We start from the raw sequence: 16,518 nt of genomic DNA, 5'->3' as shown, positions 1-16,518 counted from the left end.
GAATGTTACATGTGCTTGTTCGTCTTTGGATAGAGTGAACCAGTGCGCTAGTCCAAGGTCTTTCAGCACATACCCCGTAACTTGGGTTACCATCACTTATCAGCTTGGTATCGGAATCTAAACGTCTCACAAAAACATCTTTGAATGATTTAGCAGTGGTATCTTTGATTACTTCCATGAAGCAATGAGTAGGAGCACCATTGCTAATCGACACTCCAATTAGGACATTGGTTTGTTTTGTTCCCTTTCCTCTTTAGCCTTCGCCATGGCTCTCACTACCTAAAAAGAACTCATCTACCTGGACGTTTCCTCCAAGTTTATATAAACCATTTCGGTCAGTCATTGCTTTTCGTAGCTTATTTAGCATCAACCAGCCAGTCGAATAAGATACTTGAACGAATTTAGCAATGGTAGTAGCCGAAAGACCACGCTTGTCGTTGGACAATAGATAGATAGCGGAGAACCACTTGGATAAAGAGATATGGCTTCGATGAAAGATAGTCCCGGAGGTAACGCTAGTTTGACGGTGACAAGATTTACATTGAAAAAGTGGAGCTCGAGATGCTGCATTTCTTCGATGGTTTGGCCTGATTAAGGTAAACTGGTCAGAGTCACACTTTGGGCATCTAAATCCCTCATAGCATAAGCAATTTGATCAAATGATCTTCACATGCTTCCTCTGAAGCGAAGCGTACCATAAAGCCTGAGATATCCACCATGCCTCCTTTATCGAACATCTGTTCTACTAAAGATTAGCTCCAATCTGGTCTCGGTGGAGGCGAAACTTACGAAACTTGATAAGTATGTTACATAGTGACAACGGCTCACCGATGAAAGGATCGTCTCTACTGGAGCTTTGTTACAAGATGGGAATCACCACCTCTAACTCACGACCTTTCAATATCAGATGACAACCCTCACATCGAGGCGCTCTTTCGTACAACCAAGTACTGGCCAGGTTATCCTTATTCAAGGATTTGAAAGCCTTGCAGATAGTCGGATCTGGGTGGAGAAGTTTGTCAGTTACTACAACTACCACCACCGCCATAGTGCTCTAAAGTTCGTCACTCCACACGATGTCCACGAAGGTAACCATATGGAGGTACTCTCAAAGCGAGCCGAGCTCTACGAAAAAGCTAGAGAACCTAGTCCAAGGAGGTGGGCCAACTCCAAAGTGAGAGATTGGAGCCTCACCTGGCGAGAACATGGACCACACCACCGCGAGATAGATCGGTCGTTAGTCAAAGTTTGATTATATAGCTCCATCAAGTATCTTCAATGACTATTTGACTTAGTTGGTAGTAGCAGCAGAAGAAAACTGTTGGTGAAAGTGGTCAAAGATTGTTGAATTGTGTTTAAACGCTTCGCGTTTATGCACATTTCAATGATCACTTGCGAACCGATCATCCACGATGAAATAATCGTTGCGAGAAACCGCGAAATCAGAGAGACTAAAACGGCTCAAAATGGCCAAATGGCCATTAATCTGAAAGCAGGCAAATGCGTCAACTATCCTGACATTCACCGGTACACGAGGTCCCTAATTCTTTGGGTGTGATGGGGGTTGCGATTTGAGCCCAAGTGAGTGTGAATTGTGCAGTTGAGACACCCCTTCGTAATGGTTTGAAACTCCCCAACGGGCCCATAGCGTCGAACAAATCGAGATACGTGCTAAGCGGTGCGACGCTGTAGGTGGGAGCAGCACAAATCTAAACCACGAAGGTGGATATCGGGTAGGTGCAGAGACTTTCGATTCAGTAGCAGAGGTACCAATTATTCCTACGAATAGTTCGGTTGGAAATGTATCAAAAGGGAGCCGAAAGGAGGTAGCTTAGATTGTGTGGAAGTGACAACTTCTTTGGCGGGCTCCGGATTCTTGGGGTTCCACTTCGTGGAGCATCAGATAGAACTGATACCCCAAAGAGAGAGAACCTCTTCCTCCACTTAGAGTCAGTAAAGCTTGAGACACCGGACAATTCAACGATCTCTTCGTGGCTAAGGCCATCAGCAGCTCCAAGAGCAATCTTGGCACGAGTTACGTGAGACTGTGGAGAGGTGGTCTTGCGGATTACACCCTCTAGGAACTTTCTATCGTTGTCTGAAAGAACAACCTTGTAAGCAGGTCGACCGATCTTCTTTTCCATTTTTCTACTAAGTGTAGTGAAATGTACCTCTGTATAGGTAAAACACTACAAATAGGGATTAATTCCTTAATTAAACGAATTTGTGACTAGGGAAACTAGAAGAGCTGCGAAGATGGCCATTCTTGACGCTTCACATCCAGTAATTGAAGAATTTATCTGGTGCAAAGCAGTAGAAGAGCACAAAGCTAGGGCGCTCAGGGATGCTGGTTTCGATATGGGAGTTGATGGTAGGGACGGATTTTCAGTCCAGTACCAAAACGCTAACAACTCTGTTCGGGTAACTGATGAATTCATGGAAGCTGTGCTCGAGGACAAGAACTGGGAACTTAGAGCAGTAAAGACAGGTGGATTACTTCGCACCATGCGTGCTCGTGACCTGATGCGTCAGATTGCCCAAGCTGCGTGGGAGTGTGCCGATCCAGGACTTCAGTTCGATACCACAATCAATCACTGGCACACTACGCCAAAAGCTGGACGGATAAATGGTCGAACCCATGTTCAGAATATCTTTCACTTGATAATTCGTCATGCAACCTTGCATCTCTGAATCTGCTGTCTTTTTTGGGTGATGATGGTTCGTTTGATGTCGAGTCCTTCGTTCATGTAAGCCGGTTGGTGTTTGCTGCCCAAGATATTCTCATCAATCACAGTGATTACCCAACCGAGGCTATAGCTGAGAACACTCGGTCTTATCGCCAGCTAGGACTGGGTTATGCAAACCTTGGAGCGCTTCTTATGAACTTTAGGGTTGCCTTATGACTCAGACAGCGGAAGGGCGCTTGCAGCGACTGTTACGGCACTTATGACCGGAGTTGCTTTTATGACTTCGGCTGAACTTGCAGCACGCCTTGAGCCGTTAACTGGATACTCACGCGACGCCGAATCAGTTCTTCAAGTACTTTATATGCACCGAGAAGCAATGGGGAAGATCGACGAGAAGTTGGTTTCGCCGGAACTTTTCTCATCTGCTACACAAATCTGGGATGACACCCTAGAGATAGCTCGTACCTCTGGCGTTCGCAATGCTCAGGCTACGCTGCTTGCTCCTTGCTCCTTGCTCCAACCGGAACTATTTCGTTCCTGATGGACTGTGGTACGACTGGAGTCGAACCCGCTTTCTCGCTTGTTTCGTACAAGAAACTGGTTGGTGGTGGAAATATGATCCTCCCTGTACAGTGCGTCGAATCAGCACTTGTGCGCCTCGGCTACAGCGAGTCTGATCGGTAAGCTATTCTCGAGGCAATAGTAAACGGCAGCTCTCTAACGTCAGAGCCGCATCTTCGGCCCGAACATCGTTCGGTTTTCGCAACTGCCGTTGGGGAGAACTCTATTTCAGCGAGCGGCCATATCAAGATGATGAGTGCTGTTCAGCCATTTCTTTCTGGAGCGATTTCAAAGACGGCCAATCTTCCAGAGGAAACAATCGTCGAAGAAGTCGAGGAAACCTACATCGAAGCGTGGGAGCTTGGACTTATGGCCGTAGTTCTTTACCGTGATAACTGCAAGGTTAGCCAACCGCTCTCGAGCACTAAAGATTTAGCAACTCAAGATACGACATCAGAAACAGAAACGTGGGAAGCTCTTGCAGCGGAGGCAGAGGCAGAGTGCTCAACTTTGCGCCACCGTGTAGCTGGGCTGGAAGAAGAACTTTCAAAGCCTAAAGTAATCTCTCCAGTTCGCAGTCGCCTTCCTCGTCACCGCAGAAGCCGCACGTATGCTTTCCGTGTTGGTGAAGCAGAAGGATACGTGACAGTAGGGGAGTATGACGACGGACGGCCTGGTGAGTTGTTTGCTAAGGTTTCCAAGCAGGGTTCCACATCGGCCGGAGTCATGGACGCTTTCTCGATAGCCATAAGTCTTGGCCTACAGCATGGTGTACCGCTTGAAACTTATGTTCGCAAGTTCACTAACATGCGCTTTGAGCCAGCAGGGATGACTGACGATCCCGATCTTCGGATTGCCTCGTCTTTGGTTGACTGCATCTTCAGGCGTGTGGCTATTGATTAGCTTGACTCTGGCACTCGCTCAGAGCTTGGGATTCATAGCTCAGAGGAACGTCAAACCATGGTTGAGCTTCCATATACATCTATGAACGGCGACTCAGTAGGTAGTTCATTCCCCGAGCTTGACGGCAATCCCACGGAAGTTGAACTTAGAATGCGACTTGGACACTATTCCGCCGATGCTAAAGCTTTGGGGTCGCCTCTAAAGGAACAGGTTTCCATAGATGAGCATCCTTATAGTAGGATCGTTGATGCGCCACTGTGTTATGAATGTGGAACATCAATGATGAAAACGGGATCTTGCTGGTGTTGTCCTGGGTGCAGCAGCTCAGGGGGGTGTTCCTAAAACCCCTGGTAGACTGCACTATTATAGGATTAGGTATAACATTTCAAGGGTGTTCGGCGCAAGCTGGGCACCATTGTTGTATTCGGTTGTGATGCCACGCCTACTTGACATATCAACTTCACAACATAAAAACACTTACTTACTTTAACGCTCTCGGTATATGCTTGGCAGCCTCACAGCGGATGAATCAGAGGGCTTACATGCCTATTTCGGAATGTAAAGTCGGTAAACATTCATGTCTAGCCTGATTGACTTTACGTGTATTGTTGCCTAGACTAACCATATGGTTGCAGAAGAATCCTCTCGCAAAATGGTTAAAGAGTTCAAAGCAGCCAAATGGACAGCATTGCGGACCGACGGTAGTCACACGATGTATGGATGCTCCAGTGGCCAGCATCATTTCACACTCCCGGACGGTCACAAAACGATCTCCCCTGGTGTCGTTCACAATGCGCGTAAGGCAATCGCGGGTTGTACCTGCCATACAGATAGATAGGACAACAAATGACCAAACACACCTACAAAGCAACAGTTGCCAGAGAGGGCCGTTGGTGGATGGTCAGCATCCCCGAGATCGGCGGGTTGACACAAGCACGACGTCTCAGCGAAGCCGGAACAATGGCGAGCTCACTGATCGCGATCACTCTAGACGTTCCATCCGATAGTTTCAATGTTGACATAGAAATAGGGAAGGTTGGGACGGTGGAGGTAGCTGAACGAACTGCCCGACTGCGGTCTACCCGAGAGACTGCAATACGACTCGAACGTGAAGTGCAGACCGATGCCGAAAGTCTCGCTCACGACCTGGCCAATGAGGGCCTTTCTTTACGGGATATTGGCGATATTCTCGGCATCTCGTATCAGAGAGTTCACCAACTGATAGCTCGCTAGGTGTCGCGATACACGTCCACGAGGAAAATTGCGGTATTGATGGTAGATATGTCGTCTAACACTTTAATTTTGATAGCTCACCCAAATGGACTTCCAATGAATTGAACTGTCTGTGAATCTATCTGTCCACCGACACTAGGGGCTGAAGGCATTTGCACGACATTTATTGCAGAGCGGAAAGATGGTGCCGTCCCAGCGACCACTAACGCAATCTTGTTTGTGGTTGGATCGAGCATTACCCCATAGCTGTTGTTATTGATCTGCAACCTGGTGGTCTGTTTGTGGATCTTCGGATTGGTTGTGGTCACATAACTACCAAATAGAATGATGTCACCAGCGAGAGGCTTTGAGGTGGATATCAGGTCTTGTTTCATCTGCGACGGGGCGGAGGGGATTACGATTCCGTCATAGTTGCCCATAATTGTTGGAAGCGCATCGAAACACGACGTGTGTAGCGCCGACTGACAACTATTCCCAGAGAGTAACGCCATCCAGAGCGCACTACGTTGACGTAACTGATTCACGCTCCCGCTCGCCCCTGGCGCTAGTCCTGTAACTGACATGCTGGACGAGCCAGATATAGTTCCACTGCTGTATCTAGCAGCATTTGAAAGTACATCTAAGACGTACCGAGCTGGATTATCAGAAGAATGGGCAAATATGGAGTCGTTGTAGACCACCGTCGGTTTCCCATTTACATTTTTGTAGCTAACGCCATTCCATCCAGCGTTGTATGTCCATAAAGCTAATTTTGGGTTGGTCAATATACCACTAGTGCATAACGGCGAATGTCAGGATAGTTGACGCATTTGCCTTCTTTCAGATTGATGGTTAATTGGCCATTTTGAGCCGTTTTTGACTCTCTGATTTCGTGGTTTCTCGCAACGGTTATTTCATCGTGGATAATCAGTTCGCAAGTGATTATTGAAATGTGCATAAACGCGGAGCGTTTAAACACAATCGATTGATCTTCGCCCACAGCCTCAACAGCTAGCTACTACTGAATGGTAAAAAGCTCTAGGGATCTCTCCTGGAATAGCTATTATGTAGAACAACCCGATCCAAAACTCACATCAATTTTGGACCAACAAATGGGGACCCGTCAGGTGCAATTAGTCGAGACCGCCATAATCGAGGACTAAGTGCTGCCAGAGATGCACTTGCTAATGAAATGGGAACTGTAACCCAAGAGGAGTTACAGCAGACAGCCCAGACGCTAGTTAAGGTACGGGCTACTCTAGCCAAGTTAGACGCACAAAAAGACAACAAGCGAGTAGATCCACAACGCACTGCCGGACAACGAGCAGCAGTGAATGAGTGGCGGGTCAAGTTCGATGGATGGCATGACAACTTGAGCGAGGTTGACAAGGAGCGCTTTGTAGCGTGCGTCAGAACAGAACAGCACAAAGCGGCAAGAGTAGCAGCAAGACAGCAGGCACTTCTGCAAGATCAATTAGACGTAGGCATTGTGGTCAACAATGATGGTCACGACTTGTCTATCTAGCTGGATTGGGAGAGGTGGCTGGGAGAGACGCCAAGGTACCCGATCCGGACGCATGACTGGTTACTTCTGAAAGTTATCCTCCAGAGAAAATAAAGCCCAAAAGTCCCCAAAATCATCTTTTAAGCAGATGCGACGCGCAAAATAAATCGTTAGCGTTACTACCAGTGTTCTATGACTACTGAGGTTGTCTTTGAATGTGGTGGTTGCCATGGGGATGATTTACGGCAGAATCAATAAATCAAGGTCTTATCCACGATAGGCGAACTCGTTTAACGATCCATATAGACGAACGCTATCTGAATGATAACTAATAACAAAGAAGGGACTTTCACAGTGGTATTAAAAGAATAACAGGAAGGATCGCAGTTGGTTTGGGGGCATTGGCTGTTGCCGTTAGTGCAACCGCTGCTTCTGCGCAGGGAGCAAGAAATACAAGTTACACCATTCCAGCGACGGCCACGAGTACCTCCCCTGGCAGGCAAATAGGGGATCAATTGCCAACTGCGCTAGTAGCTCTCACAGCTCCGTACGTGACTGCTAAGGCAGTCGAAGTTCGAGTTCCGCTTAGGTCAATCCCGGTTGTTTCTAGAGTGGATTTTGCATCTGGCCTAAGCCGGTTGGTCTTGGCAGACGGTACCTCGCTTACGGTTCCATCATCTATGGCTTCTCGGCTCCCGGTTGTTAATCGTAATAGTGGCGTTTCGCCGCTCAACACGGTGTATGGAAATTGCGGATATTCATATATTTACATTGAGAAGGATTCTAACAATTCCGGTGTATATGGTTGGACCGGATGGAACGTCAATGCGTCGGTAAATGGGCAGTCATACTATTACGGATGGGGAGCCGAAGTTGTTAACACAACCTACGGTCGGCCCATATTGTTTCAATGGGAGGATCCAATCTCTGAAAATAGTTGGATAACAAGCTTTTATGATATCGACGGCACAGGAAGCTATAGCGCAAACGTAGTTGGAATCTATCCTTCATTATACGGTTACGTTTTGGGGGCGAATGGAATTTGCACCTCCGCGGGTGCAAGGTCGTATACGGTGGTATCCTAAGGTGCATAGTGAAGATTACGCAGCGCCCCCTTGGCGCCTAGCTGCTGATAGGCCTTGGTATCCGCACTTGGCACTTTTCGTTCGAGATGCGTGCCTACTTGAGATACCAAGGTGGGAACTATATCCCCCCAATCTTGAGGGCGATCTCCCAGATCTCAGGGGCCTCCTTGATGAATCGATGCGTTCCATTGCAAATCGACAGTGGGTTTCCTGGTGGGGAAAGATCATTGACTCTTCGGTCCGAGATGTCCTAGTCCTTCAACCTCAAGGGAGTGCGGCGATCCTTCGGGCCATGACTCAGGCATCGGACCAGTTCTTAGCTCGTGTGACATCAAGTGCAACGGACGTATCAAGCGAGGCCGCGGAACGCATGCGTCTCATCATCGTGGAAGCGCAGCGATGGTTCTACCATAGAAATGGTGCTGTGCCAGATCGTCCAGAAGGACCCATGATCGTGGACTGGAACCTCGTTTCGTCAGTTGCTTCTGACGTGCTTCAAGGATTAGGTGTACAGTCTAAAACCGTAACAGTAGGAGTCATTCAACTTGACGTATTGGGCTCATGGTCTGAGGTTCACGATACGGGTGTGCTACTCGGTTCAAAGGGTTTCTTTCGAAACGAAGACAGATTGCGACCGATGCTTACCGAGGCCTTTCATTACGCTACAACTGCCCCGAGTTCTCCCGTTCCTTTGCTCTTCGAGATTCCAGATGAGGCTGCGGTAAGGCCTAAGTCGCAACTTGGTTCGCCGATTGTGATCGCCTCTGTCGATAAAGCGACTCTCATCTTGGAGGAAATTTTAAGGTACGACGACGGATTCGAAATTCACCTTCAAATAGGAGGTGATGCGCTGCCGCGGGGAATGAGCGAAATACTCGACGATATTAGATCTAAGCTCGCACCCAATCAAGCAGGGCGGATCGACATCTTTGATGGCCTCCAGCTAGAAGTGCTGTTCCTTGACGGACGTGCCACGGGTACTATCGAAGTCCCCAGGTTCAATGATGGGCGGGGAGATGTTATCTCAAACCGCTTCTTTAGACCACCGAATGACCCCCGAAATTTATGGATCTGGATCTCTCCACTGCCTCCGCTAGGGCAGGTACAGCTAAATGCGCTATGGCCGAGATATGGGATCATCAACACATCAGTCAGCTTCAACGTTTTGTAAAAGTGAGGGAGTAGTTTGAGGTGCGCCAGTTCGTCCTACTCCTGGATGAAGAGGGGAAACGAGTAGAAGTCATCCTGAGTATTCCAAAACTCTTTACCAGTCCTATTAGTCACCATAGGGGCCATTGCGAAATGACCGTTTGGCGTATTCGACAGCAACGCATTTACTCAAAATGGGCGAGTTGCCGTTCTAGCGCAGCAAAGGCGACGATGATTTCAGGTGTCTCGATGGCCCGATTTCGACGACCAACGGAGACCTGCTTGAGAATGCCAGTCTCGACAAGTCGAGTGACCGCTTCATTGGGGTGAACGAAGCTCCGCCCTATGAGGCTTGCGGCGCTGTTGACGGTCACAACGGGTGCGCCGACAAGGAGTCGCAACAGCAGGTCAGTAGCAGAACGTGCACGAACCTTTACATACTTATCAAGTTTCGTAAGCAAGAGCCATTTTGGAATCAGATTCGCGGAGTAGCGGATGTGGAGACGCAAACACACATGTATTGAGAAGTCGCTCTACCAAGGACATTTCAAAGTGCCTTGCGTTGAATCGGTATGCGAATTCCTCGAGGCATAAGTTGCTTATGTTCCTCACGTCCGTGGTATGTTCCGTCGATAAATTTCTTGCAGTTCCCTATCAGGATGTTGAGCCATTTGAATGTTACATGTGCTTGTTCGTCTTTGGATAGAGTGAACCAGTGCGCTAGTCCAAGGTCTTTCAGCACATACCCCGTAACTTGGGTTACCATCACTTATCAGCTTGGTATTAGAATCGGAGCCTGCCAAGGAAGTTGTCACTTTCGCACCGTCTAAGCTACCTCCTTTCGTCTCCCTTTTGGTCCATCTCCAACCGACTTATTCGTAGGAATAATTGGTACCTCTGATACTGGATCCCAGTCTCTGCATTTGCCCGAGATCCACCGTCCTGGTTTGGATTTGCGTTGCTCCCACCTACAGCTTCGCGCCGTCTATTTAATAGCTCAATATGTTCGCCACTGTGTGCCTGTTGCGGAGTTACGAATTTGATGCCAGAGTGCTGATGGTCGTTGTTGTAGTGATCAACGAATTCACTCATCCACTTACGCGATTCTTCTATTGTCGCAAATCCTGAAATAGGGATAGCTTGGAAAGTACTTTACCGTCTTAAAGAGCGACTCATGTTAATGGCCATTGAGAACTGCAAGTTGGCGGCCACGAAAAATGCATGCGGGCGGCCATCACTTTTGCACAATTTACCACAGTTCGCGTTTACTGGATATGCCTTTTTCTGTTATTGGTAGATATTTCATTCGGTCCTTCTATGGACATTTCTTGTTGGGGAGAATATAAGCAACTTGTTGCGGGCTCTAACTGAATCCCTCCCTGACATTTACGAAATCCAATCGTCCGTTACGCGACGATAACCCAACGATAGGTTTGCTTGCAATCGATCAAACTGGCCCCATTTACGAAATCCAATCGTCCGTTACGCGACGATAACCCAACGATAGGTTTGCTTGCAATCGATCAAACTGGCCCCATTTACGAAATCCAATCGTCCGTTACGCGACGATAACCCAACGATAGGTTTGCTTGCAATCGATCAAACTGGCCCCATTGGTACTTATGTGTGCAGTTGGAATGGTGAACCAATGACATCGTTTCCCATTTGCGACAAGTATTGGGCTCGGTGGGATTTGTCTAAATGATGACGATTCGCTATTCGTCTTGGTTCTCTTTGGCCAAGGGCTAAGTCGTATCGTCATTTGGCTATTTTGAAACGGAGTTTACTCAGATGTTTAGCGGCACTTGCTTGGAGCAGTTATCGATCGAGACACTTGGCAGATGCCAATCATCCCGATATCCACCTGCATAGGTTGAGCCCGAGATAGATAGAGCCCGACCAAGGTCTAACATAAACCTTGGTCGGGCTCTTATTTGACTACTGCTTGGGTTTCTAGAAGTGCTATATCTCTCCCATAAGTTCGCCCACAGCAACAGGTTCGTCACAGTGAGGACATAGCCCGCCAATACCAACGCGAGTCATGAAGACTCCACAATCGCCACAGCGTTGTAAGCCAAGTTCGTGCACTCCACAAGAAGGACACTCATAGATGCTTGTACTTCGAGAAGGCTTACCTATCCCAACTATGTAATTGCTCACCAGTCCTTGGTGTCGTCTTCGATAGGCCCTATGTTTACAATTTGACGAGCAATAGATGCGTCGACCGATTGAGACGAATTGACTTGCACAAACAGGACAGGACTTCTTTGGAGATGGATTATCTATTTCGCTCACAGTGGCACCACGCCTCTACCTGAAAGAGCTTGGGTGAGGCGAATAGAGTCGCCTTTGGTTTCTATGAGATGGCCATGGTGACAAAGACGATCAACGAGTGCCGCGGCGAGAGATCGAGGCATGATGATCTCGTCGAAGGATGCTATGGGGTAGTTCGAAGTCACAACCATCGAAGTCTTCTCATAACAACAATCAACTACTCGATAGAGAGACTCTGATTCTTTAGAGTCCATAGGAAGTATTCCTAAGTCGTCAACGACAATCAAATCCATTCTGCCCAATTTGACCATCATCTTCGCCAAAGTGTCAGTGGCCTTGGCAATATCTACAGCGCGACAAAGACTTTCTGTGCTGTACCAGGCCACTTTGAAACCCGCTTCGATTCCAGCACTTGCGAGACCCTCAGCTAAAAAGCTCTTTCCGGTTCCAGGAGGACCAAGCACCAGTAGGTTTTCTTTACGACCCACCCACTCTAAGTTGGATAACCCAGCAATAGTTCTACTTGGAATCGATGATATGGATAAGTCAAATCCCTCTAGGGTTCGATTGGAGGGAAGATTTGCTGCTATACGGCGAGTCTCGAGGCTAGAGGCACTCCTGCCTTTTAGTTCTATCTCTAGTAACACCCGGATGAGCTCTAGTGAATCCCATCGCTGTGCTCGGGCCGATAGAGCTAAATCATAGAAGCTCCGCCTGATATGAGGAAGCCTAAGACGTTTGGCCATAGCTTCGATCTCATCTTGGATTGGATTATCAGCCATTATGACACCGCCTTTAGTGCAGACCAGGAGTCAGTAGATGCACCATAAGGTCCCTGTGGTTTAGAACTTCGTTGCGAAGTGGTCTTAGTTCCGTCCATAGATGACCTTTTGTGAATTACCAAGAGATCAGATATGGCCGAGTGATTAAAGGCGCTAAGGCGAAGTGACTCTGAAATTACCGAAGAGGACTCTTCCGCATTAGCGTGTCCTACCAGATCGGCTATCGAGCTTTCAATGCCACTTGCTCCGCTGTTACAAGCCCTAATGAGCCATTGGCTAGCATCGGGTGTAATCGAAAGAAACTTAGCTTGAATTTCATTAGTGGGAATCGGCATTCTAGTGAGGGGGCCACTTGGGTGATCTTTCTCCTTATGGGCATCGTCAATTACGTAGCTGAAAGCTTCTCCTCGTCTATGGCGTGCTATTTCGCTAACATATCCGCCGGCTTTATCTTGAGCTACGATGACTATCTCGTCTAAAACGCTGCGAACATAGACGACTTCGCGACGATATTTCGCTGGTACTGAGTAACCGCAGTGGTTGAATCTAACGATGGGCATATTTGGCTCTACCTTGCGCATCACTCCATAAGCTGCGAGATAGGGAACTTTAGGAAGGCCATGAAAGGTCATGGCCTCGGATTTGAGTACTACTGATGGAATCTTGCCTGAGGTTGAGTGAACAACAGAATTGATAGAAGTTGTATAGGCGGCACATGCAGCTTCAAGTTCAGCAACGTCTGTGTAGCTTTGAACCAAGTTGGTATCTTTTGGACAGATATCCTCTTTTGCGACCCTTACTGCAGCTTCTACTCCACCTTTTGATGCTGGATCGTAAACAACGCAAGTTTGAATACTAAAACCATACGCACTAGCGAAAGAGACCATCTTTGGGTTGATGACAGCCACCCCTGCGATATGTTTTACAGCAGCAGTCTTGGCATTGTCAGTAAGTACGTAGGCTGGTACTCCTCCAATGTATCTAAAACAATAATCAAGAGCCATAATCACATTTGGAAGCGACTGATCCGGAATTGGCTTTACAATCCTCACCTTAGAGAAGGGTAGGTAGAAGTGAAAGAGCGTGGTCTTTTTCCCGTCAATCACGGGACCATCGGAAAAGTCATACTGTGCCCATCTTCCGATCTCACTGATCCAAGGCCAATAGATTCTTATCGTAGCTTTCCTCCAGGCGACCTTAGCTTTAGCAACCGCTCTTCTAGTGCTTCGCATTGAACCGCTATAGCCAAGTGCTACAAGCCTGAGGTGAATTTGATTAGCCCGGACCCTAGCCTTGGATCTGTCAACGGCTTCTTCGATTACGGCTACATACTTATCAGTAGCCTTGGGGCGCCTCTCGTAATTACCCTGTCGGATAAGTTGCCCGGCACTTCGCGCCTGAACAAACTTCTTAACAGTGTTTGGAGAACGGCCAACGTACTTAGCTGCTCCGTTATACGATCCAAAAAGATCGTAAGCCTCGATGATATCCATGGATTCTTTGCTATCCTTCACTTCAGGGCCCTTTCTCGGCTTATTGGATGTTGTTCAAACCCAATCATGCCGCAGACAAGGGCCTCCATTCTTCTTTTTTCCCTAAAAGTGATAGCCAGAAGACCATGGTGTCAACAACTCTTGGATCGATTAGATCTAAAAGCGGTTGATCACGCTATGCGTTCATCTCGTATGCAATTTTCGTGGCCATAATCATTCATTCCGAATGGCCATATTCATGCATTTTCTAATGGCCGTTGACAGGCATAGGCGACTATTGAAATGTGCATAAGCGCGCAGCGCTTACACACAATTCAACAATCGTCAACTATCAGCACCAGTATTTTGCTACTGCTACTTTTCCTGAAATACAAAATTCGTAATCAAACCCCTGCTATGCAGCTTCTGCCATCAGAGAGTTCTCAAACTCAATTGGTGAAATGTCACCAAGACTTGAATGTCTCCGCCTTCGGTTGTACCATTGGATCTAAGTCGAAGATCTCATTCTTGCCTCCTCTCTGGTGTTGAAGACTTATTTGATATACGAGCTCCTTCTTCAATGAGGCGCAAAAGCGCCTCAGCCATAGCGTTATCGTAGGAATCCCCAACGCTCCCCATCGACTGTGAGAACTGAGAGAGTCGTAGCATCTCCCTGAACTCATTACTTGTGTATTGAGATCCATGGTCGATGCGAAAAATGGTATCTGACATCAATACCTTTCCCCTGGTAGATCGTGCTTTATCGAGGCAATCGATGAACATCTGGGTGTCCATTGAATCGCTCATCGAGTATCCAAGGATTCGCCGTGAGCACGCATCCATGATGCACACCAGATACAACCAGCCCTCCCTGGTGCCGATGTAGGTCAGGTCGCTCACCCAGAGCTTGTCTGTTTCATCGACGGAGAAGTTTCTCTCAACTAGATCAGAACTCTTCCTGGCGTGTCTATCTGGCCTGGTCGTGATCGTCTTAGCTCTTCCACAAGCGCCAGTGATGGATAACTCTGCCATCAGGCGACTTACGGTTGCTCTTGAGACGTTAATACCGCTATCTCTGAGCTCATGAGTCAATCTCGGTGCTCCGTAGATCCTACGGTTAGCTACAAATGCCTCAAGGAGCCTCTCTTTGAGATTCTCACGAGTGTTATGTAGCTCTTCGAGGTACTTCCTCCTCACCGACCAGCGGTAATAGGCATAAACGCGATACAGCTAAGACCCTACAGAGTACATTGATTGGAAAATCGGCCTTCCGGATATCTATGAACTGGTAAATCAGTTCCCGTCTGTGTCCTTTATCCAGGTGAGTGGCCAGGGGGAATCTCACCCCCTGGCTCTCCCAGAACCGGACGTGAACCTCTCGACTCATCCGGCTCCCACAGTTCGAATATCTAGTAGTTAGATCAGTTGCCAGTGTGCAAATAGGGTTGGTCTCTCCGCTCTAATGGCAGCGAGCACCTCCCATGCTTTACGTGGCCTAGCTCTTAATCTCTTGTACTTTTGCATCAGCCAAAGAACTAAGTGCCTGTCTATGTTGCTGGCTATGAATCGCAGCTTTGAGGCATAGAATGCCCCGTAGTAGTTGACCCAGCCCCTAACGACCGGATCGATACTAAGTGCGATATCTTCCAGTTCTAAGCTACTCCATCTGTTTAGATGCCATCCTCTGGTCGTTGCCCGTATCGCCTTCTTGGCTTTATTGCTAATAGCTGGAGTAAAGCTCACGAAGAGTCCTCTCTTGCCATTTACGACTCTGCCTCTAAAGGTATATCCCAGGAAGTCAAAGCTATTGCCCTAGGTGTCAGGATGGTTGGCATCTGCTCAAGTAAAATATGTACAACTCCATAGGGCGAGAACTCCGGCGCACGATGATACCTTATCCAAAGGATCAAAAAGAAGCTGTTGTCAGAAAAATAAGGACGCTCCTTTCAGGTCCAAACACCCCAAGAGGTGCTTTTTCCCAACTTGCTAAAGAAGAGCAGATACCAAAAGCAACTATCTACCTTTGGAAAAAGGAAGTAGAAGCTGACCTAATTAGCAAGGACCCAGTAAAGGGAACTCCGACACATACGTGGAGCTCAGAAGCTAAGTTCCAGGTGCGTACTTGCTATAGCAGCAATGAGCGAGTTGCAACTCGGTGAATATCTTCGATCAAATGGCATTTTGAAACAAGAGCTTGATAATTGGAGAATCACCTGTTCAAAGGCGAATGATAGAAGTGGTGAAACCACTTCTAAATACCGATCTGAACTAGCAAGTGAGAAGGCTAAGTCAAAGAAGCTCGAAGCTGAACTAAATAGAAAAGAAAAGGCACTGCAAGAGACATACACACTGCTGGTATAGCCAAGGAAAAGCCGAGGCTATTCTGGCGAGGGACAAAGGGGTTACAATGATCTCCTCCCTCAGATCGCCTACTCGCAGTAGAACTTATTGATGAAGCTCATAGTGCCGGAGCCCGGCTCAAACTAGCGGTAAAGGAACTCGGGCTGTCACTACGCAGCTACCAGAGGTTCCAAGGCTGAAGGTGAGGATACCCATGACAAGCGTCCCTTTGTCATTAAGGCTAAACCATGCTTTGCTCTTGATGAATCTGAGCGTCAAGAGATCCTAGATACTCTACATAAAGAGGAGTACTCATCACTTCCACCAAGTCAAGTAGTTCCAGCTTTAGCTGACAAGGGTATATATCTCGGATCAGAATCTACCGTTTTATCGTATCCTTCGCGACAAGAAGCAAAACAACCACAGGGGTAGAGCTAAAAAGCAAGTAAAGCGTGGTACACCTAGTCACCTAGCGACTTGTCCGCTTGAAATTTGGGTCACAGACATCTCCTGGCTACGTGGTCCAGCTAGTGGCATCTACTACTACCT

Annotated in this window: 16 protein-coding genes and 3 pseudogenes; 7 read left to right on the top strand and 12 right to left on the bottom strand. The window is 47.7% G+C overall.

Annotation, left to right across the window (positions count from 1 at the left end; all coding sequences use genetic code 11):
- Positions 1-716: pseudogene (locus AXFE_RS19020) on the bottom strand (IS1595 family transposase); the annotation flags it as partial.
- Positions 717-907: 191 nt separating this feature from the next.
- Between AXFE_RS19020 and AXFE_RS02895 the strand changes: the two are divergent.
- On the top strand, positions 908-1,252 hold the full coding sequence (locus AXFE_RS02895; protein WP_052604392.1) for an integrase core domain-containing protein: 345 nt from the start codon (positions 908-910) through the stop codon (positions 1,250-1,252).
- Positions 1,253-1,805: 553 nt separating this feature from the next.
- Here AXFE_RS02895 and AXFE_RS02885 read toward each other — a convergent pair.
- Positions 1,806-2,144, bottom strand: a complete 339-nt coding sequence (locus AXFE_RS02885; protein ID WP_052604390.1) for a helix-turn-helix domain-containing protein — start codon at positions 2,142-2,144, stop codon at positions 1,806-1,808.
- A gap of 94 nt (positions 2,145-2,238) precedes the next feature.
- On the opposite strand from AXFE_RS02885, the pseudogene AXFE_RS21795 reads away from it, so the two are divergent.
- Positions 2,239-4,148 (top strand): annotated as a pseudogene (locus tag AXFE_RS21795) (hypothetical protein); the annotation flags it as partial.
- An 849-nt stretch (positions 4,149-4,997) separates the two neighbouring features.
- Entirely contained in the window at positions 4,998-5,384 is a 387-nt protein-coding gene (locus AXFE_RS02865) for an RNA polymerase sigma factor sigma-70 region 4 domain-containing protein (protein WP_052604386.1), read from the top strand.
- A 77-nt stretch (positions 5,385-5,461) separates the two neighbouring features.
- Here AXFE_RS02865 and AXFE_RS19010 read toward each other — a convergent pair whose 3' ends face one another.
- A complete protein-coding gene (locus AXFE_RS19010; protein WP_152625824.1) occupies positions 5,462-6,148 on the bottom strand; it encodes a hypothetical protein in 687 nt (228 codons plus the stop codon).
- Between the two features lie 407 nt (positions 6,149-6,555).
- On the opposite strand from AXFE_RS19010, the gene AXFE_RS02855 reads away from it, so the two are divergent.
- The 3 genes from AXFE_RS02855 to AXFE_RS02845 all read left to right on the top strand — a co-directional run bounded on the left by AXFE_RS02855 (position 6,556) and on the right by AXFE_RS02845 (position 9,123).
- Complete coding sequence (locus tag AXFE_RS02855; protein WP_052604384.1) at positions 6,556-6,888, top strand: hypothetical protein; 333 nt, start codon at positions 6,556-6,558, stop codon at positions 6,886-6,888.
- 371 nt (positions 6,889-7,259) lie between these two features.
- Positions 7,260-7,952, top strand: a complete 693-nt coding sequence (locus tag AXFE_RS02850; RefSeq protein WP_052604383.1) for a hypothetical protein — start codon at positions 7,260-7,262, stop codon at positions 7,950-7,952.
- 1 nt (position 7,953) lies between these two features.
- A complete protein-coding gene (locus AXFE_RS02845) occupies positions 7,954-9,123 on the top strand; it encodes a hypothetical protein (protein ID WP_052604382.1) in 1,170 nt (389 codons plus the stop codon).
- Between the two features lie 163 nt (positions 9,124-9,286).
- On the opposite strand, the gene AXFE_RS02840 is transcribed toward AXFE_RS02845, so the two are convergent.
- From AXFE_RS02840 to AXFE_RS02810, 9 genes and pseudogenes are all read right to left on the bottom strand, one after another.
- Positions 9,287-9,562 (bottom strand): Fic family protein, encoded by a 276-nt coding sequence (locus AXFE_RS02840; protein WP_152625823.1) that lies wholly within the window; start codon positions 9,560-9,562, stop codon positions 9,287-9,289.
- Positions 9,546-9,892 (bottom strand): annotated as a pseudogene (locus AXFE_RS19005) (transposase); the annotation flags it as partial. The pseudogene AXFE_RS19005 and the gene AXFE_RS02840, both read right to left, overlap by 17 nt.
- A 40-nt stretch (positions 9,893-9,932) precedes the next feature.
- Complete coding sequence (locus AXFE_RS02830) at positions 9,933-10,193, bottom strand: hypothetical protein (RefSeq protein ID WP_052604379.1); 261 nt, start codon at positions 10,191-10,193, stop codon at positions 9,933-9,935.
- 870 nt (positions 10,194-11,063) lie between these two features.
- The gene (locus tag AXFE_RS19000) at positions 11,064-11,396 is read right to left on the bottom strand and encodes a hypothetical protein (protein ID WP_152625822.1); all 333 of its coding nucleotides are present in this window, start codon (positions 11,394-11,396) and stop codon (positions 11,064-11,066) included.
- Entirely contained in the window at positions 11,393-12,157 is a 765-nt protein-coding gene (gene istB / locus AXFE_RS02825) for an IS21-like element helper ATPase IstB (RefSeq protein WP_052604378.1), read from the bottom strand. Before istB ends, AXFE_RS19000 begins: the two co-directional genes overlap by 4 nt.
- A complete protein-coding gene (gene istA / locus AXFE_RS02820) occupies positions 12,157-13,671 on the bottom strand; it encodes an IS21 family transposase (RefSeq protein ID WP_152625821.1) in 1,515 nt (504 codons plus the stop codon). Before istA ends, istB begins: the two co-directional genes overlap by 1 nt.
- 373 nt (positions 13,672-14,044) lie before the next feature.
- On the bottom strand, positions 14,045-14,137 hold the full coding sequence (locus tag AXFE_RS21275; RefSeq protein ID WP_407071668.1) for an IS3 family transposase: 93 nt from the start codon (positions 14,135-14,137) through the stop codon (positions 14,045-14,047).
- Positions 14,138-14,151: 14 nt separating this feature from the next.
- Positions 14,152-14,859: an IS3 family transposase gene (locus tag AXFE_RS02815; RefSeq protein ID WP_152625820.1), complete on the bottom strand. Its 708-nt coding sequence runs from the start codon at positions 14,857-14,859 to the stop codon at positions 14,152-14,154.
- Between the two features lie 186 nt (positions 14,860-15,045).
- Positions 15,046-15,372: a group II intron maturase-specific domain-containing protein gene (locus tag AXFE_RS02810; RefSeq protein ID WP_052604375.1), complete on the bottom strand. Its 327-nt coding sequence runs from the start codon at positions 15,370-15,372 to the stop codon at positions 15,046-15,048.
- A 393-nt stretch (positions 15,373-15,765) separates the two neighbouring features.
- Between AXFE_RS02810 and AXFE_RS02800 the strand changes: the two genes are divergently transcribed.
- A complete protein-coding gene (locus AXFE_RS02800) occupies positions 15,766-15,990 on the top strand; it encodes a hypothetical protein (protein WP_052604263.1) in 225 nt (74 codons plus the stop codon).
- Positions 15,991-16,518: the final 528 nt, after the last annotated feature.

The sequence above is a fragment of the Acidithrix ferrooxidans genome (genome assembly GCF_000949295.1).
Classification (GTDB): Bacteria; Actinomycetota; Acidimicrobiia; order Acidimicrobiales; family Acidimicrobiaceae; genus Acidithrix; species Acidithrix ferrooxidans.
This window is presented reverse-complemented; position numbering and strand designations above follow the sequence as displayed.